Source organism: Streptantibioticus silvisoli (assembly GCF_027947535.2).
In the GTDB taxonomy this organism is placed as follows: domain Bacteria; phylum Actinomycetota; class Actinomycetes; order Streptomycetales; family Streptomycetaceae; genus Streptantibioticus_C; species Streptantibioticus_C silvisoli.
The window spans coordinates 226,293-252,113 of record NZ_JAAGKO020000003.1; the positions used below are offsets into that span (position 1 = coordinate 226,293).

The 25,821-nt window shown below is 74.4% G+C and carries 22 protein-coding genes and 1 pseudogene; 16 read left to right on the top strand and 7 right to left on the bottom strand.

Annotated features, from left to right (window positions below; genetic code table 11):
* Nucleotides 1–147: 147 nt before the first annotated feature.
* From POF43_RS03815 to POF43_RS03840, 6 genes are all read left to right on the top strand, one after another.
* Nucleotides 148–1,638, top strand: coding sequence for a hemolysin family protein (locus POF43_RS03815; RefSeq protein WP_271324849.1), 1,491 nt, complete (start codon nt 148–150; stop codon nt 1,636–1,638).
* Nucleotides 1,635–2,672 (top strand): hemolysin family protein, encoded by a 1,038-nt coding sequence (locus POF43_RS03820; RefSeq protein ID WP_271324850.1) that lies wholly within the window; start codon nt 1,635–1,637, stop codon nt 2,670–2,672. Before POF43_RS03815 ends, POF43_RS03820 begins: the two co-directional genes overlap by 4 nt.
* An 812-nt stretch (nt 2,673–3,484) precedes the next feature.
* Nucleotides 3,485–4,264 carry an SGNH/GDSL hydrolase family protein gene (locus POF43_RS03825; protein ID WP_271315167.1) on the top strand — a complete coding sequence of 260 codons (780 nt, stop codon included), beginning with the start codon at nt 3,485–3,487 and terminating at the stop codon, nt 4,262–4,264.
* A gap of 72 nt (nt 4,265–4,336) precedes the next feature.
* The gene (gene purB, locus POF43_RS03830) at nt 4,337–5,770 is read left to right on the top strand and encodes an adenylosuccinate lyase (protein ID WP_271315168.1); all 1,434 of its coding nucleotides are present in this window, start codon (nt 4,337–4,339) and stop codon (nt 5,768–5,770) included.
* Entirely contained in the window at nt 5,767–6,333 is a 567-nt protein-coding gene (gene mug / locus POF43_RS03835; RefSeq protein ID WP_271315169.1) for a G/U mismatch-specific DNA glycosylase, read from the top strand. Before purB ends, mug begins: the two co-directional genes overlap by 4 nt.
* Nucleotides 6,334–6,492: 159 nt before the next feature.
* A complete protein-coding gene (locus POF43_RS03840) occupies nt 6,493–7,653 on the top strand; it encodes an ROK family transcriptional regulator (protein WP_282704406.1) in 1,161 nt (386 codons plus the stop codon).
* Nucleotides 7,654–8,169: 516 nt separating this feature from the next.
* On the opposite strand, the gene POF43_RS03845 is transcribed toward POF43_RS03840, so the two are convergent.
* Entirely contained in the window at nt 8,170–8,928 is a 759-nt protein-coding gene (locus tag POF43_RS03845) for a GntR family transcriptional regulator (protein WP_271323956.1), read from the bottom strand.
* Nucleotides 8,929–9,185: 257 nt separating this feature from the next.
* Here POF43_RS03845 and POF43_RS03850 point away from each other — a divergent pair, with 257 nt between their 5' ends.
* The 7 genes and pseudogenes from POF43_RS03850 (at nt 9,186) to POF43_RS03880 (ending at nt 16,150) form a co-directional block, all read left to right on the top strand.
* Complete coding sequence (locus POF43_RS03850) at nt 9,186–9,932, top strand: SDR family oxidoreductase (RefSeq protein WP_271315458.1); 747 nt, start codon at nt 9,186–9,188, stop codon at nt 9,930–9,932.
* 604 nt (nt 9,933–10,536) lie between these two features.
* Nucleotides 10,537–11,378: pseudogene (locus tag POF43_RS03855) on the top strand (alpha/beta fold hydrolase).
* A gap of 4 nt (nt 11,379–11,382) precedes the next feature.
* Nucleotides 11,383–11,934 (top strand): DUF1990 domain-containing protein, encoded by a 552-nt coding sequence (locus POF43_RS03860; protein ID WP_271323957.1) that lies wholly within the window; start codon nt 11,383–11,385, stop codon nt 11,932–11,934.
* Between the two features lie 383 nt (nt 11,935–12,317).
* Entirely contained in the window at nt 12,318–12,887 is a 570-nt protein-coding gene (locus POF43_RS03865; RefSeq protein WP_372515811.1) for a GNAT family N-acetyltransferase, read from the top strand.
* 36 nt (nt 12,888–12,923) lie between these two features.
* The gene (locus POF43_RS03870) at nt 12,924–14,618 is read left to right on the top strand and encodes a DUF885 domain-containing protein (protein WP_271323958.1); all 1,695 of its coding nucleotides are present in this window, start codon (nt 12,924–12,926) and stop codon (nt 14,616–14,618) included.
* 94 nt (nt 14,619–14,712) lie between these two features.
* On the top strand, nt 14,713–15,558 hold the full coding sequence (locus tag POF43_RS03875) for an ATP-grasp domain-containing protein (protein WP_271323959.1): 846 nt from the start codon (nt 14,713–14,715) through the stop codon (nt 15,556–15,558).
* A gap of 70 nt (nt 15,559–15,628) precedes the next feature.
* On the top strand, nt 15,629–16,150 hold the full coding sequence (locus tag POF43_RS03880; protein WP_271323960.1) for a GNAT family N-acetyltransferase: 522 nt from the start codon (nt 15,629–15,631) through the stop codon (nt 16,148–16,150).
* A 213-nt stretch (nt 16,151–16,363) separates the two neighbouring features.
* Here POF43_RS03880 and POF43_RS03885 read toward each other — a convergent pair whose 3' ends face one another.
* The 3 genes from POF43_RS03885 to POF43_RS03895 form a co-directional block, all read right to left on the bottom strand.
* On the bottom strand, nt 16,364–19,408 hold the full coding sequence (locus tag POF43_RS03885; protein WP_282704399.1) for an AAA family ATPase: 3,045 nt from the start codon (nt 19,406–19,408) through the stop codon (nt 16,364–16,366).
* Nucleotides 19,405–20,565, bottom strand: coding sequence for an exonuclease SbcCD subunit D (locus POF43_RS03890; RefSeq protein ID WP_271325224.1), 1,161 nt, complete (start codon nt 20,563–20,565; stop codon nt 19,405–19,407). The genes POF43_RS03885 and POF43_RS03890 overlap by 4 nt, the downstream gene beginning before the upstream one ends.
* Before the next feature lie 146 nt (nt 20,566–20,711).
* Nucleotides 20,712–21,338, bottom strand: a complete 627-nt coding sequence (locus tag POF43_RS03895) for a YigZ family protein (RefSeq protein WP_271325223.1) — start codon at nt 21,336–21,338, stop codon at nt 20,712–20,714.
* Nucleotides 21,339–21,543: 205 nt separating this feature from the next.
* Between POF43_RS03895 and POF43_RS03900 the strand changes: the two genes are divergently transcribed.
* Both POF43_RS03900 and POF43_RS03905 read left to right on the top strand, forming a co-directional pair.
* On the top strand, nt 21,544–21,951 hold the full coding sequence (locus tag POF43_RS03900) for a CoA-binding protein (RefSeq protein ID WP_271317773.1): 408 nt from the start codon (nt 21,544–21,546) through the stop codon (nt 21,949–21,951).
* A 71-nt stretch (nt 21,952–22,022) separates the two neighbouring features.
* Entirely contained in the window at nt 22,023–22,640 is a 618-nt protein-coding gene (locus POF43_RS03905) for a GNAT family N-acetyltransferase (protein WP_282704400.1), read from the top strand.
* Nucleotides 22,641–22,784: 144 nt separating this feature from the next.
* Here the strand turns inward: POF43_RS03905 and POF43_RS03910 are convergent, their stop codons facing one another.
* The 3 genes from POF43_RS03910 to POF43_RS03920 all read right to left on the bottom strand — a co-directional run bounded on the left by POF43_RS03910 (nt 22,785) and on the right by POF43_RS03920 (nt 25,185).
* Complete coding sequence (locus POF43_RS03910; protein ID WP_271318895.1) at nt 22,785–23,336, bottom strand: YbaK/EbsC family protein; 552 nt, start codon at nt 23,334–23,336, stop codon at nt 22,785–22,787.
* A 294-nt stretch (nt 23,337–23,630) separates the two neighbouring features.
* Complete coding sequence (locus POF43_RS03915) at nt 23,631–24,317, bottom strand: acyltransferase (RefSeq protein ID WP_271317168.1); 687 nt, start codon at nt 24,315–24,317, stop codon at nt 23,631–23,633.
* Nucleotides 24,318–24,627: 310 nt separating this feature from the next.
* Nucleotides 24,628–25,185: a YceI family protein gene (locus tag POF43_RS03920; RefSeq protein WP_271317167.1), complete on the bottom strand. Its 558-nt coding sequence runs from the start codon at nt 25,183–25,185 to the stop codon at nt 24,628–24,630.
* Between the two features lie 94 nt (nt 25,186–25,279).
* On the opposite strand from POF43_RS03920, the gene POF43_RS03925 reads away from it, so the two are divergent.
* Entirely contained in the window at nt 25,280–25,741 is a 462-nt protein-coding gene (locus POF43_RS03925; protein WP_271317166.1) for a MarR family winged helix-turn-helix transcriptional regulator, read from the top strand.
* Nucleotides 25,742–25,821: the final 80 nt, after the last annotated feature.

Here is a 25,821-nt window from a genome sequence, read left to right on the forward strand (position 1 = left end):
TTCGCGCGGCCCGGGCGTGACGCGTTGTGCGTTCCGCCGAACGGGAGGTGCGGGACCGCCGAACGGGCGAGCCTTCGGGTGCGGGGTCGCGGGCAGCACCGGTCGTGGCGCGTGACCGGCGACGATCGGGGGCCGGAGGTGTGGTTGATGACCGAAGTGCTCCTGCTGCTGCTCGCCCTGGCGCTGGCCCTGGCCTGCGGGGTGTTCGTGGCCGCCGAGTTCTCGCTGACCACGGTGGAACGGGCCGAGCTGGAGGAGGCTGTCGAACGCGGTGATCGCGGTGCGGCCAGCGCGATGACGGCGGTACGGAGCCTGACGTTCCAGTTGTCCGGCGCCCAGCTGGGCATCACCGTGACCGGCCTGGTCATCGGCATGCTGGCGGAACCGTCGGTGGCGAGGCTGCTGTCCGGGCCGTTGCGGGACGCCGGGCTGGGCGGTTCCGCCGACGGTGTCGCCCTCGTGCTGGGCACCGTGCTGACCACGGTCGTCCTGATGGTGGTCGGCGAGCTGATCCCGAAGAACTGGGCGATCTCGCGGGCCGTACCGGTCGCCCGGGCGGTCGCCACACCGCAGCGGGTCTTCAGCGCCGCCTTCAAGCCGCTGATCGGCCACCTGAACAGCGCCGCCAACCACATCGTGCGCCGCCTGGGGATGGAACCGGCCGAGGAACTGGCGTCGGTGCGCAGCCGCCAGGAACTCCAGTCGCTGGCACGGCACTCGGCGAAGGAGGGCGCCCTCAGCCCCGGCACAGCCGACCTGGTCGTGCGCACCCTGAGCCTGGTCGACCTGACCGCGCAGAGCGTGATGACGCCCCGGGTACACGTCACCGCGCTGCCCGAGGACGCCAGCACACGGGACGTCACGGACACCACCCGGGCCACCGGCCTGTCGCGGTTCCCGGTCTACCGCGACACCCTGGACACCGTCATCGGCATCGTCCACATCAAGGACGCCCTGGCCGTCGCACCCGAACGCCGTGACGTGTACCCGGTGACCGCACTGATGCGTGAACCGCTGCTGGTACCCGGCAGTCTGACGGTCGACCGTCTGCTGGACCGGATGTCCGGCGACCGCACCATGGCGGTCGTCATCGACGAGTACGGCGGCACCGCGGGCGTGGCGACCCTGGAGGACATCGTCGAGGAGGTGGTCGGCGAGGTCCGCGACGAACACGACCCGCAGGAGACCGCCGACCTGGCATTCGCCGGCCACGACGCCGCAGGACGTGTGCTCTACGACGCCGACGGAGCCGCCCGCACCGACCAGCTGGCCGGCATCGGCCTGCGGGTGACCCACGGCCCCTACGAGACGCTGGCGGGGGTCGTGGCGGAACGGCTGGGCCGCATCCCGCGCGACGGCGACGTGGTCGAGGTGGACGGCTGGCGCCTGGAGGTCACCGAGGCCGCGGGCCACCGCGCCTCCCGGCTGCGCCTGGCGGCCCCCGCGCCCGGCACGGCCGACGACGACCCGCAGCACGAGGGCGGCCACCGGTTCCCGCGCGGCCACCGGTCCGGCCGCGGCCACGACACCGGCGGCGAGCACGGCCTCCGGCGCCACCGGCCCGACGGCGGTCACCTCACCGACGGCGGTAGTCGCCCGGACGCCGGTCATCGCGCCGACGGGGAGGACGGCCGATGACGGCGCTGCGACTGTTTGTGGCGTTGCTGACGCTGGTGCTCAACGCGTTCTTCGTGGGCGGCGAGTTCGCACTGGTGTCGGTGCGGCGCAGCCAGATCGAGCCGCTGGCCGAGGAGGGCGACCGCCGGGCCCGTACGGTGCTGTGGGCGCTGGAGAACATCTCCGCCCTCATGGCGACCGCCCAGCTCGGCATCACCGCCTGCACCCTGGTGCTCGGCGCGGTCGCCGAGCCCGCCCTCGTCCACCTGCTGGAGCCGGTCTTCGGGGCGGCCGACGTGCCGGTCGGAACCATCCACGCCGTGGCCTTCGTACTGGCGCTGGCCATCGCCACGTATCTGCACATGCTGGTCGGCGAGATGGTGCCGAAGAACATCGCACTGGCCGACCCCGCCCGCACCACGCTCGCCCTCGGGCCCGCGCTCGTGGGCCTGACCCGGGCGCTCAAACCGCTGGTACTCGGCGTCAACGCGCTCGCCAACGCGGGTCTGCGGCTCCTGCGGGTGGAACTGCGCGACGAGGTCGCCTCCGCGTTCTCCGACGCGGAACTGGCCCGGATGGTGACCGATTCGCAACGGGCCGGCATGCTCGACGCCCGGGCCACGACCCGGGTCCGCGAAGCCCTGGAACTCGGCCGCCGACCGGTCGGCCAGGTGGCGATCCCCGCGGAACGGGTGGTCAGCGCCCGGCTCGGCATCACCCCCGACGGACTCGAACACCTCGCCGCCGACTCCGGCTTCTCCCGCTTCCCCGTGACCGACGACGCCGACCGCACCCTGGGCTACCTCCACGTCAAGGACGCGCTGGAGGCCGAGTCCGCCGACCGCCCCTACGACGTGGCCGCCCTGCGCCCGATCACCCGGGTCGGCGCCGGCCTTCCGCTGGACGACGCCCTCACCGCGATGCGCGCCCGCCGCGCCCACCTCGCCGAGGTCGTCGACTCCGCCGGCCGCCCGGTGGGGCTGGTGACCATGGAGGACGTCCTGCGGGAGCTGGTGGGCAGACCGACCGGCGAGTCTCCGGACCCGGTGGGCTGATCGACGGATGACCGGGTGATCCGATGATCCGTCCACCTGGAGGCACGGTGGTCCGGTGGTCCGGTGGTCCGGTGGTCCGGTGGTCCGGTGGTCCGGTGGTCCGGTGGTCCGGTGGTCCGGTGGTCCGGTGGTCCGGTGGTCCGGTGGTCCGGTGGTCCGGTGGTCCGGTGGTCCGGAAAGATGATCACGGACGGACGGACGGGCGCCAGCATCATCTCCGAACGGTCGGCTGCGGCGGCCAGCGGCCAAGCCTGAAAGCGATCCGCCGTCCCCGCGCCCATCGACATTCCATTTCATATTCATGCGCCTCCACCCGTCTCCACCCACGTTCTCCACCTGACGCCGAGTAATCTCCACCCGGCTCTCCACCCCTGGGTGGAGCCATTTGGGACGATTTGCTGCCATCGTCTTCACATGGCGTCACGGAGGTGGGCGTCAAGGAGAGCTGCACCGGGCGGAGCGGCGGACGAGGGGAGGGTGGTCATGGGATACGTGCTGGGCGTGGTGATCACGCTGACGTTGTGGGTACAGCTGGGGGCATGGGGAATCGCGGAGGCAGGTCCGCAGCTCCGGGGGTTCCTGCTCCGGAAGTCCCCGCTCCAGGAGCTCCTGCCAAGGGAGTTGCAGCTAAAGGAATTCCCACTACGGGAGTTGCGGCGGCGAAGGTTCCCGCTGGGGAAGACGACCGCACGCACCGAGACAGCCCGCGCAGCCCATGCAGCCCATGCAGCCCCCAGGACCCCCGCACCGCGGACCCGGCTCCCGATACCGCGGGCGCGGTGACACCCGCACCGGATAGGATCCCCAACGCCATGGGGACAAACACACCTTTCAGCGGGTTCACCAGCTTCGTCGCGGTGGGCGACTCGTTCACCGAGGGCATGTCGGACCGGACGCCGAGCGGCGACTACCGGGGATGGGCCGATCTGCTCGCCCTGCGGTTGGCGGCCCGATCCCCCGGATTCCGGTACGCCAATCTCGCGGTGCGGGGCAAGCTCATCACGCAGATCGTGGCCGAGCAGACCGCACCGGCGGCGGCGATGCGCGCGGACCTGGTGACGATCGTCGGCGGGCTGAACGACGTCCTGCGGCCCAAGTGCGACGTCGACGAGGTGTGCGCGCGGTTGGAGGAGGCCGTGACGCGGCTGGCGCCCACCTGCCGTCAACTGGTGCTGATGCGCAGTCCGGTGCGGCGCGGACCGGTGGCGGCGCGGGTCATGCCCCGCATGCTGCGGCTGTTCGACTTCCTGGACGAGCTGGCGGGACGGCACGGGGCGCTGGTGGTGGACCTGTTCGGCGCCGAGGTGCTGGGCGACGGGCGGATGTGGGCGGACGACCGGCTGCACCTGAACGCCGAGGGGCACCGCAGGGTCGCGGAGGGGATCTGGCAGGGGCTGGGGCTGCCGGCCGAGGAGGACTGGCGGGAGCCGTTGCCGCCGTTCGTCGCCCCGGCCTGGGTGGCGCGGCGGACGTCGGACCTGCGCTTCACGCGGGAGCACCTGGTGCCGTGGATAGGGCGGCGGCTGACCGGGCGGTCCTCCGGGGACGGACGCCCCCCGAAGCGGCCGGAGCTCGTACCGCTGGAGCCGTGATCCGGTGCGGCCCCGGTGCCAAGCCGCTGGCCTGGGCGGACGTGGAGCGCGGGGCCAGTAGACTTCGGTCACGTGACCTCCAAGCCGCGTATTCCGAACGTCCTGGCCGGGCGCTACGCCTCGGTCGAACTGGCCTCCATCTGGTCCCCGGAGCAGAAGGTGGTGCTCGAACGCCGTCTGTGGCTCGCCGTGCTGCGGGCGCAGAAGGACCTGGGCATCGAGGTGCCCGACCAGGCCCTCGCCGACTACGAGCGGGTGCTGGAGCAGGTCGACCTGGCCTCCATCGCCGAGCGCGAGAAGGTCACCCGGCACGACGTGAAGGCGCGCATCGAGGAGTTCAACGCGCTGGCCGGGCACGAGCAGGTCCACAAGGGCATGACGTCCCGGGACCTGACGGAGAACGTCGAGCAGCTGCAGATCCGGCTGTCGCTGGAGCTGGTGCGGGACCGCACGGTGGCGGTGCTGGTGCGGCTGGGCCGGCTGGCGGCGGAGCACGCGGAGCTGGTCATGGCGGGCCGCTCGCACAACGTGGCGGCGCAGTCCACCACGCTCGGCAAGCGGTTCGCGACGACGGCCGATGAGCTGCTGGTGGCGTTCGAGCGGGTGGAGGACCTGATCGGGCGCTATCCGCTGCGGGGCATCAAGGGCCCGGTGGGCACCGCGCAGGACATGCTGGACCTGCTGGGCGGCGACGCGGAGAAGCTGGCCGAGCTGGAGTCGCGGATCGCCGGGCACCTGGGCTTCGCGCGGGCGTTCACCTCCGTGGGCCAGGTCTACCCGCGGTCGCTGGACTACGACGTGGTGAGCTGCCTGGTGCAGCTGGCGGCGGCGCCGTCGTCGCTGGCGAAGACGGTGCGGCTGATGGCCGGGCTCGAGCTGGTGACCGAGGGGTTCAAGGCGGGGCAGGTCGGCTCGTCGGCGATGCCGCACAAGATGAACACCCGCTCGTGCGAACGGGTCAACGGACTGGCGGTCATCCTGCGCGGGTACGCGTCGATGACCGGGGAGCTGGCCGGGGACCAGTGGAACGAGGGCGACGTGTCGTGTTCCGTGGTGCGCCGGGTGGCGTTGCCGGACGCGTTCTTCGCGTTCGACGGGCTGCTGGAGACGTTCCTGACCGTGCTGGAGGAGTTCGGGGCGTTCCCGGCGGTGGTGGCGCGGGAGCTGGACCGTTACCTGCCGTTCCTGGCGACGACGAAGGTGCTGATGGCGGCGGTGCGCGCCGGGGTGGGCCGTGAGGTGGCGCACGAGGCGATCAAGGAGCACGCGGTGGCCTCGGCGCTGGCGATGCGGGAGAAGGGCGCCGAGCGCAACGAGCTGCTGGACCGGCTAGCGGAGGACGAGCGGATTCCGCTGGACCGGGCGGGGCTGGACGCGCTGATGGCGGACCGGTTGTCGTTCACCGGGGCGGCGGCCGCGCAGGTCGGCGCGGTCGTGGCGAAGGTGGACGAGGTGGCGGCCCGGTACCCGCGGGCGGCCGCGTACACGCCGGGGGCGATCCTCTGACACCGCAGGAGCTGGCCGCGGCCCGGGACAAGACGGTTCCCGACGTGATCGACAGCGGGTTGAAGGTGCTGTTCTGCGGCATTAATCCCGGGCTGCTGTCGGCGGCGACCGGCCACCACTTCGCCCGGCCGGGCAACCGGTTCTGGCCGGCGCTGCACGCCTCGGGGTTCACCCCGCGCAGGCTGACGCCGGCCGAGCAGGCGACGCTGCCGCGGTACGGGCTGGGGATCACCAATGTGGCGGCCCGGGCGTCGGCGCGGGCGGACGAGTTGTCGCAGGCCGAACTGCGGGACGGCGGCGAGGAGTTGAGGCAGCGCGTGCTGCGGTACGCGCCGCAGTGGCTGGCGGTGGCCGGGGTCACCGCATACCGGACCGCGTTCGGTGAGAAGGGGGCGCGGATCGGCCGGCAGGAGCGGATGATCGGCGACACGCGGATCTGGGTGCTGCCCAATCCGAGCGGGCTGAACGCGCACTGGACGCCGGTGACGATCGCGGAGGAGTTCGGGCGGCTGCGTACGGCGGCCGGGCTGCCGTCGCTGGAGGGGGCCGGCGAGGAGTCCTGAGGCGAGGTGGCGGGCGGCCCCGGCGGACGGCGGGGGTCATTCCGGTTCGGGCACGGAGCTGTTTCGTCCGTCACCACACTCGCAGCGCGGGTCGTCCGACGGGTACCATCCGGCGACGGGCGCGCGGTGACCAGGCGGCCCGGGTTGGGAGGCGTCACGTTGGTGCGGCTCACCGGTGGGGACCCCTCGCTGCTGCGCAGGATCAATTCGGCGGTCGTGCTGCACGCACTGCGCGGATCGGGACCACTCACGCTGACCGAACTGACCCGGTCGACCGGGTTGTCCCGGCCGACGGTCGAGGGCGTCGTCGAGGGGCTCATGGAGTCCGGCCTGGTGGTGGAGGCGGCCGCCGGGTCTGCGGACGCGCGCAAGCAGGGACGCCCGGCGCGGCGATTCCGCTTCCACGCGGAGTCGGGCCATCTGCTGGGGGTGGAGATCGGCGTTCACCAGGTACGGGTGCTGCTGGCGGACCTGGGCGGCCGGATGCTGGGTTCCTACTGTTATCCGGTCGACGAGCTGCTCGACGTCGACACCCGTCTGGAGCGGGTACGGGCGGGGGTCGCCGAATCGCTGCGCCGCGCCGAGGTGGCGCGCAGCACGCTGTGGGCGGTGGGCGTGGGCAGCCCGGGGATCGTGGAGGCGAACGGCCGGGTCGGCCTGAGCACCGCGATGCCGGGCTGGACCGGGCTGGCACTGGGGGAACGGCTGGGGCGGTCGTTCAAGTGCCCGGTCCTGGTGGAGAACGACGCGAACGCGGCGGCGCTGGGCGAGCACTGGCTGGGCGCGGCGCGCGGCAACGACGACGTGGTCTTCGTGATGGCGGGGCTGAGCCCGGGGGCCGGTTCGCTGATCGGCGGCCGGCTGCACCGGGGGTTCGGCGGCGCGGCGGGCGAGATCGGCGCGCTGCACCTGCTGGGCCGCGAGGCGACCCCGGAACGGCTGCTGTCCACCACGGACCGGCCGCTGGACCCGCTGGACGAGGTCGCGGTCACCAGGGTGTTCTCGCTGGCGCGGGAGGGTGACGCGAGGGCCACCGAGGCGGTACGCCGGTTCCTGCGCCGACTGGTGCACGACGTGGCGGCGCTGGCCCTGGCGCTCGATCCGGAGCTGGTGGTGCTGGGCGGCTGGGCCACCGGGCTGGACGACGTGGTGGAGCCGTTGCGGGACGCGCTGGCCCGGTACTGCCTGCGCCCTCCGCGGGTGGCGCTGTCGGCGCTCGGCGAGGAGGCGGTGGCCACCGGGGCGTTGCGGCTGGCACTGGACCACGTGGAGGAGCAGCTGTTCGCGGTGGACCGGACGGCGGCCGCGGTCCTGCGCTGACGGTGGCCGCGGTCCTGCGCTGACGGTGGCCGCGGCGCTGCGCTGCCGGTGACCGGCGAGGTGGCGGGCCGGTGGTCCTGTGGTTGCGGTGACCGGCGAGTCGGCGCTGAGACGGCCGGCGGGCCAGCGGTGACCGCGGCGCCGCGCCGCCGGTGACCGGCGGGGTGGCGGGCAGGGGCTGACGGGGTCGACGCTGGCGGGGCTGACGCTGGCGGTGACCGGGCCCGCGCGTCCCTCAGCGGCCGGCGGCGGACCCACCGCGGACGGCCCCACCGCGGACGGCGCCGTCGGCGAACGCGCCGCGGGCGAACGCGGCACCCGCGCATCCCGCCCCCCGGCCCCGGCCCCCAGGCAGCACGCCAGCGCGCCCCCTGCCCGGGCAACCCCGTTCGGGCAGCCCCACTCGGGCACCCCACCCCAGCGGCGCCGCGTGCCCGCATGACGACGGCGCCACCCCGGAGCGGGAGGGAACGCTCCGGGGCGGCGCCGGTGGACGGGTGGCCGGGACGGCGTGGGTCAGGACGCCTGGCGGGTCTGATCGGTGTCGATCTCGACCGCGCCGCTGTCGCCGAAGGTGAGGCGGCAGGTGTCGGCGCGGTAGGTGGCCGCGGAGACGGCGGTGACCCGGCCGGCCGAGACGTAGCGCGTGGTGACGATCAGCACGGGGGCGCCGGGGAGGCGTTCGAGCTGCTTGGCGTCCTCGGCGCGGGCCGAGCCCAGCTCGACGGTGCGGTCCTCGCCCTCCAGGTCCAGCCTGTGCAGCTCGGCGAGGACGGCGTGCGGGTGCTCGGCCGGGGACAGCGCGTCGGACAGGCCGGGCACCGAGGAGCGCGGTACGTAGAGGATGTCGGTGGCGACCGGCTGGCGCTCGGAGGTGCGCACCCGGTGGATGGTGTGGACCAGGTCGTCGCCGGCCTCGTCACCGAGCAGCCGGGCGACGGCGGCGGGCGCGGCGGCCTCGACGCAGCCGATCGCGCGCCAGTCGTCGGGGCCCTGACCCGGCCAGTGCCGTTCGGCGGGGCCCACGTGGATGCCGCGGCGCGGCGGCGCGACGGTGGTGCCGACCCCGCGGCGGCGCTGCAGGCGGCCTTCGAGTTCCAGTTGCTCCAGCGCCTGGCGGAGCGTGGCGCGGGCCACGCCGAAGCGGGCGGCCAGGTCGCGTTCGTTCGGCAGCACCTCGCCGACGGCGAACTCCGAGTCCAGCGCCTCCCCCAGCACGGTCTTCAGATGCCAGTACTTCGGCTCCTGCACGGCTTCAAGCTGCGTGGTCCCCACCCTGTCCTCCACGGTCGGCCCGTACCGGGTTTTTCACCCTTGTTTATTAAGGGTTGTTTCACTACCCCTGACGATAGGTCGCTCCGGTGGGTTGGTCAAGACCAATCCGGTGTCCGGTCCATACCAACGCCCGTTGCGGTCACGCGGTGTTCGTAGGATGGGTTGATCGTCGCTGGCCGCGACTGCCTGACGTGGGCGTCCGGGCGGCGGACGGCGTAACGGGCGGACAACGGACGGCGAACGGGCGGGAGACGCGCATGGGTGCGGTCACGGTGGTCACCGGCGGCAGTCGCGGGATCGGTGCGGCCGTCGCGGTACGGCTGGCGCGGGCGGGCCACAGCGTCGCCATCGGCTACGAGCGGGCCGCCGACGCCGCCGAGACGGTGGCCGGCGAGGTGCGGGCGCTGGGCGCGCAGTGCGTGACGGTGCGGTTGGACATCTGCGTCGAGGAGCAGGTCGACGCGCTGTTCACGACCGCGGCCGAGCGCCTGGGTCCGGTGACCGGACTGGTCAACAACGCCGGGATCACCGGGCCGTTGGGCCGTTTCACCGAGACGCCGACCGCGACGGTCCGCCGGGTCGTCGACGTCAACGTGACCGGGAGCCTGCTGTGCGCGCGGCGCGCGGTGCGGGCGATGTCGACCCGCGGCGGCGGTCCGGGCGGTGCGATCGTCAACATCTCCTCCGGCGCGGCGACCACCGGCAGCCCCGGCGAGTACGTGCACTACGCGGCGAGCAAGGCGGCGGTCGACGCGATGACGATCGGACTGAGCAAGGAACTGGCGGAGGAGGGCATCCGCGTCAACTCCGTCCAGCCCGGCTCGACCCTGACCGACATCCACGCCACCATGGGCGACGCGGACCGGCCCTGGCGGATCGTCGACCGCATCCCGATGCGCCGCCCCGGCCGGCCGGAGGAGGTCGCCGGGGCGGTGGCGTGGCTGCTGTCGCCGGAGGCGTCGTACACCACGGGCGCGATCCTGCGCGTCGCCGGCGGACTGTAGCTCCGCCGACCGCCGACCCGGCTCGACGCCGCCGGCCCCCGGGTTGCCGACAGTGGACGGAACGGTTCCCCACGGTGGACGCAGCCGGTCCCCCGCCGGACGGGAACGGCCCCCACGCTCGACGCGAACACCCTCCGCGGCGGGCGCAAAGCCGCGCTCGGCCCTGATCGCCGGCGCCGGCCCGTGCCCCGCAACCGGCGGTGGACATCGACCGATCGTGGAGCGCGCCGAGTCGCCGGCCGGCGGCGGGGCCCGGCGGGACGGCGGGATGCCGGGACGGCGGGGGCGCCGTTCTCCGCGCCAACGGCCACCGGCATGCGGCCGATCCGGTGGTTTTCGGTCACTTCGCGCGGAGCGCCACCCGCGGTGAGCGGCAAGGACGCGGGGACGACGCGTCGCGGATGACCACCCCCGGCCGCCCTACCGACGAGTAGCATGCGGTTCACCCGGGTACGAAACCCTCGCGCCATGAGTACGCCCCGGGGCGCCTCACCCGTCCCGGCGCGCGTTCGGCGCGTACTGCGGGCGGGCGCGACGCGTACCGGCCCGGCGAGCACGACCGTTCCTCGAGCGCCCACCGCCCGTCCCTGCCACGGAGTCGCGGATGACCAGTACCGGCACGGCGTCCTTCGCCAACCTCACCCCCGCGGGCCTGCCCGGCCTCACCCTCGCCTACGAACGGCACGGCGCGGGCGAGCCGCTGGTGCTGCTGCACGGCATCGGCCATCACCGGCAGGCGTGGGACCCGGTGGTCGCCGCGCTCGCCGAGCGGCGCGAGGTCGTCACGGTGGACCTGCCGGGCTTCGGCGAGTCCCCCGCCCAGCCGGCCGGGCTGCCGTACTCGCTGGACACCGCGGTCACGGTCTTCGGCGCCTTCTTCGACGCGCTCGGGCTGCGCGCACCGCACGTGGCGGGCAACTCCCTCGGCGGGCTCATCGCGCTGCGCCTGGCCCAGGCCGGCCGGGCGCGTTCGGTGACGGCGCTGTCCCCCGGGGGTTTCTGGAACGCGCCGGAGGCGGTGTACACCTTCACCCTGCTGAAGGCGATGCGGCGCGGGGCGCTCGCGCTGCCGCCCGGGGCGATCGAGCGGATGGCACGCCGGCCGCTGGGTCGCCGGGCGCTGACCGGTGCGATCTGCGCCGATCCGGTGCGCCGCGATCCGCGCACGGTGGTGGCGGAGACGATGGCGATGCGGGAGGCGACCGGGTTCGACGCCACCCTGGCCGTCGGCAGCGGCGGGGGGCGCTTTCGCGGCGGGGTCGACGAGCGGAACCGGTGACCATCGCGTGGGGCGACCGCGACCGCATGCTGCCCAGACGCCAGGGGGTGCGGGCCGGGCACGCGATCCCGCACGCCCGGCTGATACGGCTGCCGCGCTGCGGACACGTGCCGATGAACGACGATCCGGCCCTGGTGGCCCGGGTCCTGCTGGAGGGAAGTCGCTGACGCCGTGGGGTCGTTGACGTATCGCGAGGTGGGCGCCACCGGTGACGGGTCCCGACTGCCGCCGCCCGGTTACCACTTGCTGCGCGAGAGCATGCGGATCGGTTCGGGTGAACGGGAGTTCGCGGCGGCGGGCGAGGCGTTGATGCGGTGGCACATGCACCGGCGGATGGGCGTGCGGATGGACACCGAAGCGTCCGCGGCGGCGCCGGGCGTGCGGGTGGCGGTGGGGCTCGGCGTCGGGCCGCTGCGGCTGACGGCGCCGTGCGAGGTGGTGTGGACGGTCCGCGAGGCGCACCGCGTCGGCTGGGCCTACGGCAGCCTGCCCGGACATCCCGAGTGCGGCGAGGAGTCCTTCGTGGTGGAACGCGGCGCGGACGGCACGGTGCGGCTGACGGTGACCGCGTTCAGCCGGCCGGCCGTCTGGTACACCCGGGTCGGCGGGCCCGCGGTCCGGCTGTTCCAGCGGGCGTACGCGCGGCGCTGCGGTCGGGTGCTGCGCCGGCTGGCCGCGACACGAACCGGGCAGTCGGTACGGGATCGGACGAGCGGCGGTTAATCGTCTGGTTTTACCCGCTCGCCACGAACTGTTTGTGGCGACGCAACACCGCGCCCGGACAATGGATCCATGCGTACCACCAGCGCCACCCGAACCCACCGTCCTGCCGCCGCGGTGTCAACCGCCGCGGGCTGCGGTCGAGTTGACGTCCGGTTCGCCGGCCGCCGGAGCGACGGGGGCCGGCGATGAGCTGGCGCAGGTCCACGCGCAGGCCCGCGGCCGGGAGCACGGCACCGTCCGGAGCACCGGCGCACCGGCATCCGGCCGCCTTCCCCGCGGTGGAAACGTACCCGGCAGCCACGCACCCGACTGCCGCTCACCCGGCCACCCACCCGGCCGGCACCCCGGCGCGGGACCTCCCGGTGCCGGAGCAGCGGCGGACCGTGGGACCGCTGGGTCTGCGGCTGGTGGCCGCCGTGCCGCGCGACGCCCAGCCCACCCGGCTGCCGGACGGCGAACGGATCGTGATCCGCGCCGCGGGCCCCGGTGACCGGGCGGCGGGGCGGGCGCTGCACGAACGCTGCTCGCCGGACACCCTCAGCCTGCGCTACCACGGCCCGGTCGGCGACGCGGACCGCTACCTGACGCACCTGCTCGACCCCCGGCACGGCCGCACCCTCGCGGTGGAGGACGGCACGGGGCGGCTGATCGCGCTCGGCCACCTGCTGTGGGACGGCGAGGAGAGCGAGCTGGCGCTGCTCGTCGAGGACGCCTGGCAGCGCCGCGGGGTCGGCACGCTGCTGCTGCGCCGGCTGGTCGCGGTGGCCCGCGCCGAGCGCCGCGCGTCGGTCTACGCGGTCACCCGGCCGGCCAACACCGCCATGCACGCCGCCATGCGGGGCCTGGGCCTGCCGCTGGAACGGCACAGCGAGGACGGCGCGCTGGTACTGACCGCGTCCATGACGAATACCGGCAACGCTGGAGAAATACCGGTGGCGACCACGCGAAAGTGATCGACGCGGTCCGGGCCGCGTACCAGGATGGTCATCATGTCCGACAACACTGACGCCGCACGCCCCCGGGCGATCGCCGACCGCTACGTCGACACCGTCGCCGAACGGGAGCCGCTGGTCGCGCTCTCCCTCGGCCTTCACCCCGGTGACGACGCCCTGCCCGACTTCTCCCCCGCCGGCTGCGAGGCCATGGCGGACGTGGCCCGCGGCGCGCTGGCCGAGCTGGACGCCGCCGAGGCCGCGGGGCCCGGGTCGCCCGCGACGGCCGACGTGGCGGAACGGCGCTGCGGGCGCCTGCTGCGCGAACGGCTGACGTCGGAGCTGGCCAACTACGACGCGGGCGAGGACCTGCGCAATGTGAACAACCTCTTCTCACCGGTCACGACCGTGCGCAACGCGTTCCCGCAGATGCCCACCACAACCGACGAGGACTGGGCGGTGATCGCCGGCCGGCTGCGCAACGTCCCGGCGGCGCTGGACGGTTACCGCGCCTCGCTGGCGCTGGGCCGCGAACGGGGACTGCTGGCCGCGCCGTTGCAGGTCACCACCTTGGCCGGCCAGTTGGACGAGTGGCTGGTGGGCGACGGCTGGTTCGGGGACTTCGTCGCGGGCGGCCCCGACAGCCGGCGCGGTGAGCTGGACGGCGCGGCGGCGAAGGCCTCCGAGGCGGTCGCCACCCTGCGCGACTGGCTGCGTGACGTCTACGCGCCGGCGGCGCAGGGCACCCCGGACGCGGTGGGCCGGGAGCGGTACGCGCTGCGGGTGCGGCACTGGGCGGGCAGTTCGCTGGACCTGGACGAGGCGTACGCGTGGGCCTGGGAGGAGTTCCACCGGATCGACGCCGCGATGCGCGCCGAGGCCGGCAAGGTGCTGCCGGGCGCCGGTCCGCTGGAGGCCATGGCGCACCTGGAGGCGGCCGGCCCCGCGATCGACGGCGTCGAGGGGGTGCGCGCGTGGCTGCAGAACCTCATGGAGGAGGCCATCGACGCGCTCGACGGCACGCACTTCGACCTGGCGGAACCGGTGCGGCGGGTGGAGGCCATGATCGCCCCGGCGGGCAGCGCGGCGGCACCGTACTACACCCAGCCGACGCTGGACTTCAGCCGGCCGGGCCGCACCTGGCTGCCGACGCTGGGCCGCGACCGCTTCCCCACCTACGACCTGGTCAGCACCTGGTACCACGAGGGCGTTCCCGGCCATCACCTCCAGCTCGCGCAGTGGGTGCACGTCTCGGACCGCCTCTCGCGCTACCAGGCGACGCTGGGCAGGGTCAGCGCCAACCTGGAGGGCTGGGCGCTGTACGCGGAGCGGCTCATGGACGAACTGGGCTTCTTCACCACCCCGGGCACCCGGCTGGGCCACCTCGACGCGCAGATGATGCGCGCGGTACGGGTGATCGTCGACATCGGCATGCACCTGGAGCTGCCCATCCCGCGCGACTCCGGCTTCCGGGACAGCGGCGAGCGCTGGACGCCGGCGCTGGCCCGGGAGTTCTTCGGCCTCAACAGCGGTCGCCCGGCGGCGTTCCTGGACAGCGAACTCGTGCGCTACCTCGGCATTCCCGGCCAGGCGATCGGCTACAAGCTGGGCGAACGTGCCTGGCTGGCCGGGCGGGAGGCGGCCCGCAAGCGGCACGGTGCGGCGTTCGACGCCAAGGCGTGGCACATGGCGGCGCTGTCCCAGGGCTCCCTGGGCCTGGACGACCTGGTCGCCGAACTGTCCGCGCTGTGACGGCGGACCCGGGCGCGGTCCCACCCACGGTTGTCGCGGGCGCCGGCCCGGCGGCCGGTTGCCTCAACGCGCCTGGCGACGGTGGGAGTTGACGGTGTTCGTGCACTGCGCCGATCCGCTCGCGCCGCGCCGTGCCGATCCGCACTACGCGGGTGAGGTGGCGGCCGGCGGTGTGCTGATCGACCACGACGCGCTGCTGGCCGGCGACACGGCGGGCGCGGTCGCCCGGGTCAGGCGCGGCGCCGGTCCGGCCTGGTACCGCGGCTGGATGATGCCATCGGACCGCTACGCCGCCCTGTGGGAGGCGCTGGCGGAACGCGGTGTGACGCTGCTGACGTCGCCGGAGCACTACCGTCGCGCCCACGAACTCCCCGGCTGGTACGGGGTGTTCGGGGGCGCGACACCGGTCAGCGCGTGGCTTCCGCTGTCATCGGGGCGGGCTCCGGACGCCGGGTCGCTCGCAGCGGTGGCACGGCGGCTGGGCGGTGGTCCGGGGATCGTCAAGGACTACGTGAAGTCGCGCAAGCACGAGTGGCACGAGGCGTGTTACGTCCCGGACCTCGCCGACACCGATCAACTGACCCGGGTGGCAACCCGGTTCGTCGAGTTGCAGGAGGAGTACCTGACGGGCGGTCTGGTACTGCGCCGGTTCGAGGAGTTCGACGGGACCGGTGAGGCTCGGGTGTGGTGGGTGGACGGCGAGCCGGTGCTGACGACCCCTCACCCGGACGCTCCCGAGCAACGCCCCGTTCCCGAACTCGGCTTCGTGGCACCGCTGGTGGCGGCGCTCGGCTGCCGGTTCCTGACCACCGACCTGGCCCGCAGGACCGACGGGGTCTGGCGGGTGGTGGAGGCCGGCGACGGAGGCGTCAGCGACCTGCCGCGCTGCACCGCTGCCGACCCCCTGATGAGGGCGCTGGCGGCGGCTGCCACGACGTGACGGCCGCGCCGCCCGGGGGGAGTAAGGTGCTCCGCGTCCCGACGGCGGGACCGGTGGAAGGGCAGGGTGCATGGAGGTCTCGTACGACGGCGGCCGGGTCGTGCTGCGCGGTGACCGGGTCGAACTGCGCGAGCAGCTCCCGCCCGAGGCGGCCCGTATCGCCGACGGCGCCGCGACCGACCTGCGCTGGATCGACGGCACCCCCTGCGACGGCACGGTGGTGGCCGCCTCCATGGTGGTCAAGGCGTTCACCACGGGGCTCTACGTCCCGGGGTGGGGGGTCTTCACCATCGTGCGGGCCGCGGACGGGCTCGCGGTCGGCGGCATCGGCTTCCACGGCCCGCCGCGCGAGGAGGCCGTCGAGATCGGCTACGACCTGTCGGTGACCGCCCGCGGCGCCGGCCTGGCCACCGAGGCGGTGCGCCTGCTGTCCGCCTGGGCGCTCGGCCAGCCCGACGTGCGGACCGTGGTGGCCACCACCGAACCCGGCAACGCCCCCTCGCAGGCGGTGCTCAACCGGGCCGGTTTCACCCGGGTCAGTGACGTCGACGGCATGCGGGTCTTCACCCTCGCGGCACCCACGGACGTCTGACGCCCGACGGACACCGGCGCCAGCCGGCACGTCCGGGGTGACCCGGCACGTCCGGGGTGACCCGGCCACCCCGCTGCCGCACACCCACCGCACGCCCACCGCTCCTGCCGTACGGCCGCCGTCGCCCCGGAGCGGGTGGGACTCGGCGGGCCGGAACGGGGAGGGGCTCGGCGGGCGGATCAGCGGCCCGGGCCCGGTGAGCACCGGCGTCGGCTACGGCTGCCCGCCCACCCGGTGGCCGCCGGCTCCGGTCGCGGCGTGGCGGGCCGGTGCCGGGACGCGGTGGCGGACGAAGGAGCCGGTCCGGCCCTTGACGACCTCCAGCTGGGCGGGGATGCGGGCGCGCAGGTCGGCGACGTGGCTGACGATGCCGACGGCACGGTCGCGTTCGCGCAGCGAGTCCAGCACGTCGAGCACCTCGTCGAGGGTCTGGTCGTCCAGACTGCCGAAGCCCTCGTCGATGAAGAGGGTGTCGAGCCGCACCGCGCCCGCCTCGTCGGTCACCACGTCGGCGAGGCCGAGGGCGAGGGCCAGCGAGGCGGAGAAGGTCTCGCCGCCGGAGAGCGTGGCGGTGTCCCGCTCGGTGCCGGTCCACGCGTCGACCACCCGCAGCCCCAGGCCGGAGCGGGTACGGCCGGAGGCCCGGGCGTCGGTGTGCGCCAGGGTGTAGCGGCCGGAGGACATCCGGCGCAGCCGGACGCTCGCGGCGGCGGCGACCTGCTCCAGGCGGGCGGCCAGGACGTAGGACTCCAGGCGCATGCGCAGTTCGTTCTCCGCCGAGGTGCCGGACGCCAGGTGCGACAGCCGGCGCAGCCGGGCGTGCTCCTCGCGCAACGGTGCGAGGTCCTGGGTCTGCCGGGCCGCCTCGCGGGCCAGCCGGGCGAGCTGCGTATCGCGGTCGGTCCAGGTGTCGGCGGCGGCCGAGGCGGTACGCAGTGCGGTGGTCGCGGCCTCCATCGCACGGCGCGCGGCCTCGGGGTCGGCGGGCGGTGCGGCGGCCGCCTCCCGCACCTGATGATCCGTCAATTCCGCCTGTACGGCGGCGCGTTTGTCCCGGTGGGTCTCGACGCGGCGTTGGAGGTCGGCACGTTCGTCGGTGGTGAGCAGTGCCTCGGCGGCCTGCTGGGGGTGGTCGAACCCGGCGGAGCGTGCGGCGTCGGCGAGTTGGGCCTCCGCGTCGGTGAGGCGCATCTCGGCGTCGGCCAGGGTGCGGGCGGCTTCGGCGGCTTCGGCGAGCAGCCGGGCCCGCCGCTCCAGCCGGTCCGCACGCTCGGCGATGCCGCCGTCGCCGCCGCCCGCTTCGGCCAACTGGGCGCGCAGGCCGTCGAGTTCGGTGTCGAGTGCTTCGCGTTGCGAGGCGCGGGCGGCCTGCCGCTTCTGCGTCTCGCGCTGGGTGTCGAGGCGGCCGGTGTACTCGGCCTCGGCACGCCGCAGCTCCTCACGGGCCGGGTGGACGTCACCGGCGGTGCGCCGGGCGGTGGCCTCCTGCGTGGTCAACGCGTCCACGTCGGCGGCCAGTTGCACCGAGGTGCCGTCGCCGGCGTCGGCGCGGGCGGCGGCCAGGCGGTCGCGGAGGGTGAGCAGTGCGGTCTCGGCACGGCCGCGGTCGGTCTCGGCGCGGCGGTGCGCGGCGAGGGCGGCCTCCTCGGCGGCGCCGTCCACGTGGTCGTCGCCGGGGCGGGCCGGGCGGGGGTGGTCGGCGCTGCCGCAGACCGGGCAGTCGGTGCCGGTGGCGAGGGTGGCCGCGAGTTCGGCGGCGACGGAGCGCAGGCGGCGTTCCTTCAGGGCGAGCCAGTGTTCGTGGGCGCCGGCGGCCGCGGTGCGGGCGGCCAGCAGGGCTTCGGCGGCTTCGCGTTCCTGGGCGTCGAGGTTCTCGCAGCGCCGGGCGGCGTCCCGCCGTCGAAGGGCGGTCTCCAGGCGGGCGGCGAGCGCCTCGGCGGCGGTGGCGGCCTCCTGGGCGGTGTCGAGCCGGGCGCGGCAGGTGTCGCGGCGCTGGTCCCAGGTGGTGAGCCAGCCGCCGGTGTCGCGTTCGAGCTCGTCGTCGGCGGCGGCTTCGCGTTCCAGGCGGGCCCGGTCGGCGACGATGGCGGCGGCGCGCTGCTCGGCGCGGCGGGCGGCGTCGAGCCGGCCGAGGTCCTGCCGGATCTGCCGTTCGCGGCCGGTGAGGTCGTCGGCGCCGGCGCCGGTGAGGTCGGGGGGCAGCGGGGCGGTGGTCTCGGCGCGGCGCCGGGCGGCCCGGGCCTGGTCCTGGGCGGCGCGGTCGCGGGCGTGGAGTGCGGGGGCCACCCGGTCGGCGGCGGCGGCCCGTTCCAGACGTCGCACGTGCTGGTCGAACTCGCCCCGGGCGGCTTCGAGTTCCTCGTCCCGGGTGCGGGCGGCGGCGTGGCGCTGCTGGAGCGCGGCGGTCTGCCGGGAGGTCTCCAGCGCGTGGCCGGCGGCGCGGTGGGCGGCTTCCGCGGCGGTCAGCTCGACGGCGGCGACGTCGCGGCGTTCGGCGGCCTCGGCACGGGTGGCGTCGGCCCACAGGGTGACGGTGTCGGTCAACTCCGTCTCGCCGGCGGTGAGTTCGGGCATCGGGTGGCTGGCGGCGATGGGTCCGGCGGCCTGGGCCATGCGGTGGGCGACGGCGACCAGGGCCTCGTCCTGCGCGCGGATCGCGGCCTCGGCGGTACGGCGGCGACCGGCGAGCCACTGCTCGACGGCTTCGAAACGCCCGGTGTCGAAGAGCTTGCCGAGCAGGGCGGCGCGGTCGGCGGCGTCGGAACGCAGGAAGCGGGCGAACTCGCCCTGCGGGAGCATGACGACCTGGCAGAACTGCTCGCGGCTCATGCCGAGGGCGAGCTTGATCTCGTCGCCGATCTCGCGGTGCGAACGGCTCAGCGCCTTCCACTCGCCACCGGCGCGTTCACGCAGCAGGGTCAGCGCCTTGTCCGTGGTGCTGCCGGCCCGCCCCTTCTTGGGGCGCGGCTGCTCGGGACGCCGGGTGATTTCCAACCGCCGTCCGCCGACGGTGAGTTCGAGGACGACCTCGGTGGGTTCGTACGGGTCGGCGTGGTCGCTGCGCAGCCGCATGCCCTGCCGGGCGCCGGGCACGCCGCCGTACAGGGCGTAGCAGACCGCGTCCAGCACCGAGGTCTTGCCGGCGCCGGTCGCGCCGTGCAGCAGGAACAGGCCGGCGGAGGTGAGTTCGTCGAAGTCGATCCGCGTGCCGCCCGGGTAGGGGCCGAACGCGGTGACCGTCATGGAGTGCAGCCTCAACGGTCCTCCCCCGCCGCCGCGGTGACCCGCACGGCGGTGAACGCGTCGCGCAGTATGGCCTGTTCGGCCGGGTTTGCCGCGCTGCCGCGCACGTGGGCGACGAAGTCCTCGGCGATCTGCTGGTCGGTGCGGTCGCGCAGCCGCCGGGCGTATCCGGCGTCGGGCTCGGCGTCGGCGCCGGCCGGTTCGAAGGCGAGGACCAGCAGGTGCGGGAAGCGTTTGCTGAGCCGGGCCATCGGTTCCTCGGGGCGGAACGGATCGGTCAAGGTGGCCTCCACCCAGGCGTCCTCGGACGCCGCGAGCGCGGGGTCGGCGAGCAACTCCTCCAGCGTGCCGCGCAGCCGGGCGAGCCGGCGCGGTACCGGGCAGTCGGTCCGCTCGGCCGTCAGGCTCCCGCCGGGACCGAGGTCCACCAGCCACATGCTCTTGCGGTGGGCGGCCTCGGAGAAGGAGTACGCCAGCGGCGAACCGCTGTAGCGGACCCGTTCACCGATGGTCTGGCAGCCGTGCAGGTGGCCGAGCGCCGCGTAGTCGACGCCGTCGAACACCGCGGCGGGCACGGCCTGGACACCGCCGGCGGTGATGTCGCGCTCGCTGTCGCTGGGGGCGCCGCCGGTGACGAACGCGTGGGCCAGCACCACCGAACGGCTGCCCGCCGGACGGCGCGCGAGGTCGGCGCGCACCCGGTCCATCGCCGCGCCCAGCACCGCCGCGTGGTCGGCCCGCTCGACGCCGAACTCCTCACGTACCAGGGCGGGTTCGAGGTACGGCAGCCCGTAGACCAGCACCTCGCCGTCGGCGTCGGGCAGCGCGACCGGGTCCGCGCAGGCCGCCGGGGCGGTCCGCAGGTGGACGCCGGCGCCGCTCATCAGCCCGGACCCGACACCGAGCCGCCGGGCGGAGTCGTGGTTGCCGGAGATCATGACGGTGGGCACCCCGAGGTCGGCGAGCCGGTGCAGCGCGTCGTCGAACAACTCCACGGCCGCCAGCGGCGGTACCGCCCGGTCGTAGACGTCCCCCGCGACCAGCACCGCGTCCACCCGCTCGGCGCGCACCACCTCGACCAGGTGGTCGAGGAAACCGGCCTGCGCGGACAGCATGTTCACCCGGTGGAACGACCGGCCCAGATGCCAGTCGGAGGTGTGCAGCAACCTCAACGGACGGCACCCACCCGCACGTTCACCACTCCCCATCCTGTGCCGCGTCCGGGCACACCCGCGCCGCCGCGCGCTGGTCCGCACCGGCCGTCACTCACGTTAGCGTGCGCCACCGACATCGGGCCGACCGCCCGCGCGTCGCCGGATCAGGCGGTGGCGTACGTCTCTCCGCCGAGGACGAGGCTGGCGGTCCCGGCGGTGGTGTCGGCGAGCCAGGCGCGGAAGGCGTCGACCTCGGCGTCGGGGAGCGCCAGGTCGAGGGTGACGGCGGTGTCGTAGCGCACGTCGCGGACCACGCGGCCGGTGGCGAGCAGGTCGTTGTGCAGCCGGCCGGCTCGGTCGTGGTCGACGGTGACGGTGGCGAGCCGGTAGCGGTGCCGCAGCTCGGTGCCGAGGGCGTCGAGGGCCGCGCCGACCGCACCGCCGTAGGCCCGGATCAGGCCGCCGGCGCCGAGTTTGACCCCGCCGTAGTAGCGGGTGACGACGGCGACGACGTACCGCATGTCGCGGCGCAGCAGCATCTGGAGCATCGGCACACCGGCGGTGCCCCCGGGTTCGCCGTCGTCGCCGGCCCGCTGCACCGAGGCGTCGGCGCCTATCACCCAGGCGAAGCAGTGATGGCTCGCGGTGGGGTGCTCGGCCCGCACCTGACGCAGGAACTCCGCCGCCTCCGACTCGCTCGCGGCCGGCGCCAGGGCGCACAGGAAACGCGACCGGTTGATCTCGGTCTCGTGGACGCCCCGCTGGGAGAGCGTTCGGTAGGTCTCCGGCACCGCCCCAGCCTAGGGCGTGCCCTGTGGATCTTGACGGGGCTCGCACTCCGCGCCCTGCGACGTCGGCCGGACGAGGACGGTGGGCACCGGAGTCCGCGGCACCGCGGGGCCCGCGACCGGGCGGTTCCGTCCAGCCCCGGTCCGAATCATCACTTCGGGTGACGGGGAACGGGAATCCGTCGAGCCGTACAAACGTTCTCCAGACATGTACGGAAACGACGCGATGGTACGCGAGATCCTCACCGGCAGCGGGGACACCTGGGCGGTGGTCGGGCTGTCGTCCAACCGCGACCGCGCGGCGTACGGCGTGGCCGCGGTCCTCCAGCGGTTCGGCAAGCGCGTGGTCCCGGTGCACCCGAAGGCGGAGACGGTGCACGGGGAACCGGGGTACGCCTCGCTGGCCGACATCCCCTTCCCCGTCGACGTGGTCGACGTCTTCGTCAACTCCGACCTGGCCGGCGCAGTGGCCGACGAGGCGCTGGTGGTCGGCGCCAAGGCGGTGTGGTTCCAGCTCGGCGTCGTCGACGAGGCGGCGTACGACCGGGTGACGCGGGCCGGCCTCGCGATGGTGATGGACCGCTGCCCCGCCATCGAGATACCCCGGCTGCGCTGACCCCTCGCGCGGGCCGGCACGGCACTCACCCGGCGGGCGGTGGAAGCGGCCCGGCGGTTACCTTCGTCGCCATGACCGATGTACGTCCGGCGCGGCCGGAGGACGCCGCCGAACTGGTGCGGCTGCGGCGTGTGATGTTCCAGGCGATGACCGGCGAGGACCGCCCCGGCCCGTGGGAGGACGTCAGCGAACGGCTGCTGCGGGACGGGCTGTTCACCCCGGACGGCGCCGGCCGCTTCGGCGCGTTCGTGGTGGACGCGGAGGCGGGCGCAGAACCGGGCACGCACGCGGGCGCCGCCTGCGACGGCACCGGGGGCGGGGGTTCGGCCGGGGACGGGCGGTCGGCCGGGGGTGCGGTGCGGCTGGCGGCCTGCGCGGTGGCGACCGTCGAGCAGCGGCTGACGTCGCCGGGCGGCGCGGCGGGGCTGTTCGGCTTCGTCTTCAACGTGTGCACCGACCCGGACTACCGCGGTCGTGGCTACGCGCGAGCGGTGACCGCCGCACTGCTGGACTGGCTCACCGCACGCGGCGTCACCCGGGTCGACCTGCACGCCACCCCGCAGGCGGAGGGGCTGTACCGCTCGATGGGGTTCACCGAGCACCCGGTGGCGCTGTCACTGGAGTTGCCGGGAGCCGCAGGACCGGAGGACGGGATGTGGGGCGAATCGGGGCCCGGGTCGCCGGGGTGAGGAAAGCTGACGGCGCCGGGCGCGCGGGGCCGGTGGGACGCGGGCGGTGAGGAGCCGGCGGTGAGGTTCGGCGGTGCGGCGCGGGCGGTGGGGTGCGGGCGGGGCGGCGCCGTTCGCCGCACCCCGTGACGGCGGTGAACGCGGTCAGGCGCCGAGGCCGTCCAGGACGACCGCGTTCGGCAGGGCGGCGAGCGCGGCGCCGGGCACGAGGAGCTTGCCGCGGCGCAGTCCGCTGCCGATGACCACGTAGGGTGCGGCGGCGGCCGCGGCGTCGACCAACAGGGGCCAGCTGTCCGGGAGTCCGACCGGGGAGATGCCGCCGTACTCCATGCCGGACTCGCCGACGGCGGTGTCCATCGGCGCGAACGACGCCTTGCGCACGCCGAGTTGGCGGCGGACGAGGCCGTTGACGTCGGCACGGGTGTGGGCGAGTACGACGCAGGCGGCGAGGGTGACGTCCTGGCCGCGTTTGCCGGCCACGACCACGCAGTTCGCCGACCGCTCGGGGGGTACGCCGTAGACCTCGCCGAAGACGGCGGTGTCGGCGTTGTCGGGGTCGGTGTCCACGTACAGGAGCTGTTCGACCGGGACGTCGCTCTTCCAGGCCGTCAGCGCGGCGGCGACCGGCGGAGCGAGCAGGCCGAGGTGGTCGACGGCGGCGGGGGCTTCGGCGAAGTTTCCCAGAGGTACGGACATTCCCGCACGTTAGCAGCCTCGCGCAGGCGGATCGGCGGCGCTCCGGCTGTCCTCCAAGCGGCCCGACGGGCGGTTGGCGGAGCGACCTGCGGGGGCGCGGGGGGAGGGTCGGCGGGGTCGGGGAGTCGCCGCGCGGTGGCCTGTCGAGGCGGTCGGCGGCCGGCGGGGCAGCCGGCGGCCGGCGGGGCGGTCGGCGCGATCGGGGCAGCCGGAGCGCTCAGGGCGGCCGGGGCGACGGGGCGGCCGGAGCGGTCAGGCCCGGAGCGTGCGGGAGAAGTCCTCGGCGTCCGGCGGTCAGCGCGGCGGGATCGGAGCGGGGCTGCGCAGGGGTGGTTGCCAGCCGTCCTGCGGGGTCCAGCGGCGTACGACGCGGGCGGGGGCGCCGGCGACCAGGGTGTGGTCGGGCACGTCACCGCGGACGACGGCGCCGGCGGCCACGGCGACGTTGCGGCCGAGGCGGGTGCCGGGAAGCACGATCGCGCCGACGCCGAGCCAGCTGCCGGCGCCGATCTCCACCGGGGCGCAGCGCGGCCATTGGCGCCCTATGGGTTCGTCGGGGTCGTCGTAGGAGTGGTTGTCGCTGGTGATGTAGACGTTGGGGCCGCAGTAGACGTTGTCACCGATGGTCACCGGCCGGGAGGCCATGACGTGGCTGCCGCGGCCGAGTACGACGCCGTCGCCGAGGCGCATCAGCGGGACCGGGCCCATGTCGAGGCCGGGGAGCATGCCGACGGCGAGGGTGACCTGCTCGGCGATGATGCAGCAGGAGCCGATCTCGATCCAGGGCTCGCCGAAGATCGTGCCCTGGGGGTAGCCGAGCCGGGTGCCCTCGCCGATGCGGGCGAAGCGGTAGGGGCCGGGGCGTTCGGCACTGATCGCCGCGGTCTCGCGCACCCAGCGGTCGGCCCGGTGCACCAGCCGCGAGGCGGCGCGGCGGCGCCAGGCCGTCACGGCGGTGAGGACGTCGCTGCTCTTGGGCACCCGGTCACCGTACCGTCCGCCCTTGCGGCACGGGGGTGGTACGGGTGAGGGGATGATCACGCCGGTTCGGCCGGTCCCCGCCGACCGGCGCGGACCGCCGCGGGCAGCGCACGGCGGGGCCCCGGGCCGGTCGGCGGAACACCGGATATCCGGCACCCGGGCCTCAGGAACGTCCGGCGTCCGGCGCCGGGACCATGTCAGGCCCCGGGGCCGCGTCCCCGGGGCCGGGGTGGTGTCGGCGGGCGTCCGGCACCGGGTTCCGGGGCGCCGGTCGTCGGACGCCCGGAGCCGGTCCCGGGAAGGGCGGACGTCAGGCGGACTTGACGGCGGAGAGTTCGAATTCGAGGGTGATCTTGTCGCTGACCAGGACTCCGCCGGTCTCCAGGGCCGCGTTCCAGGTGATGCCGTAGTCCTTGCGGGAGATCGTGGTGGATCCCTCGAAGCCGATGCGGTCGTTGCCGAAGGGGTCCTTGGCGCTGCCCTCGAACTCGAAGGGGACGGTCACCGACCGGGTGACGCCCTTGATGGTGAGGTCGCCGGTGACGTCGTAGCCGTCCTCGCCGGTCGGGGTCATGGCCGTCGAGGTGAAGCTGATGGTGGGGTGCTCGTCGGCGGACAGGAAGTCGCCGCTGCGCAGGTGACCGTCGCGGTCGGCACTACGGGTGTCGATGCTGGCGGTCCGGATGGTGACGGTGGCGGTGGACTTCGCCGGGTCGGCGCCGTCGATGCCCAGGGTGCCGGTGAAGTCGTTGAACGAGCCGCGGACCTTGGTCACCATCGCGTGGCGGGCGACGAACCCGATGCGGCTGTGCGAGGGGTCCAGGGTGTATTCACCGGTCAGCTCGGGGTGGGTGGTCACATCACTCATGGTCTTCTCCCTCGATTCGGAACCAACGAAGTAGTTGATAGTTCACACATTACTCGGCCTAGGTGACGTGTCAACCACTGTCTAGGATGGTTCCATGACGGATCCCCGATGGCTCGCCGACGACCAGCAGCGCGCGTGGCGCGCCTACGTCGTCATGCAGGGCCGGCTCAACGCCCGGCTGAACCAGCAGCTCCAGACCGACTCCGAGCTGTCGCTGTCGGATTTCGAGGTCCTGGTCCACCTGACCGACACACCGGAGCAGCGGCTGCGGATACTCGAACTCGCCCGCGCGATGCAGTGGGAGAAGAGCCGGGTCTCGCACCACGTACGCCGCATGGAGGGGCGCGGCCTGGTCAGCCGGGCGGAGTGCCCGTCCGACGCACGCGGCGCCTTCATCGTGCTGACCGCGGCCGGCCGCACCGCGATCGAGCAGGCGGCGCCGCAGCACGTGGCAACGGTCCGGCGGCTGCTGATCGACGACCTCAGCCCCGAGGAGCTGAGCACCCTCACCACCGTCTTCCACCGCGTCCTCAGCCGCCTCGATGCCGGCGAATGACGTTCCGTACGCGGCCCGCCCGGCGTCCGCAGTCCCGCCGGTCCGCCCGCCAGGCGGTGAACCAGCTGTCGCACCATGTG

Bases quoted from the DNA above. Each gene is read 5' to 3' on its own strand.
- POF43_RS03815 (WP_271324849.1), top strand. From the start codon at position 148: ATGACCGAAGTGCTCCTGCTGCTGCTCGCCCTGGCGCTGGCCCTGGCC.
- POF43_RS03820 (WP_271324850.1), top strand. From the start codon at position 1,635: ATGACGGCGCTGCGACTGTTTGTGGCGTTGCTGACGCTGGTGCTCAAC.
- POF43_RS03825 (WP_271315167.1), top strand. From the start codon at position 3,485: ATGGGGACAAACACACCTTTCAGCGGGTTCACCAGCTTCGTCGCGGTG.
- POF43_RS03850 (WP_271315458.1), top strand. From the start codon at position 9,186: ATGGGTGCGGTCACGGTGGTCACCGGCGGCAGTCGCGGGATCGGTGCG.
- POF43_RS03870 (WP_271323958.1), top strand. From the start codon at position 12,924: ATGTCCGACAACACTGACGCCGCACGCCCCCGGGCGATCGCCGACCGC.
- POF43_RS03880 (WP_271323960.1), top strand. From the start codon at position 15,629: ATGGAGGTCTCGTACGACGGCGGCCGGGTCGTGCTGCGCGGTGACCGG.
- POF43_RS03900 (WP_271317773.1), top strand. From the start codon at position 21,544: ATGTACGGAAACGACGCGATGGTACGCGAGATCCTCACCGGCAGCGGG.
- POF43_RS03905 (WP_282704400.1), top strand. From the start codon at position 22,023: ATGACCGATGTACGTCCGGCGCGGCCGGAGGACGCCGCCGAACTGGTG.
- POF43_RS03910 (WP_271318895.1), bottom strand. From the start codon at position 23,336: ATGTCCGTACCTCTGGGAAACTTCGCCGAAGCCCCCGCCGCCGTCGAC.
- POF43_RS03920 (WP_271317167.1), bottom strand. From the start codon at position 25,185: ATGAGTGATGTGACCACCCACCCCGAGCTGACCGGTGAATACACCCTG.
- POF43_RS03925 (WP_271317166.1), top strand. From the start codon at position 25,280: ATGACGGATCCCCGATGGCTCGCCGACGACCAGCAGCGCGCGTGGCGC.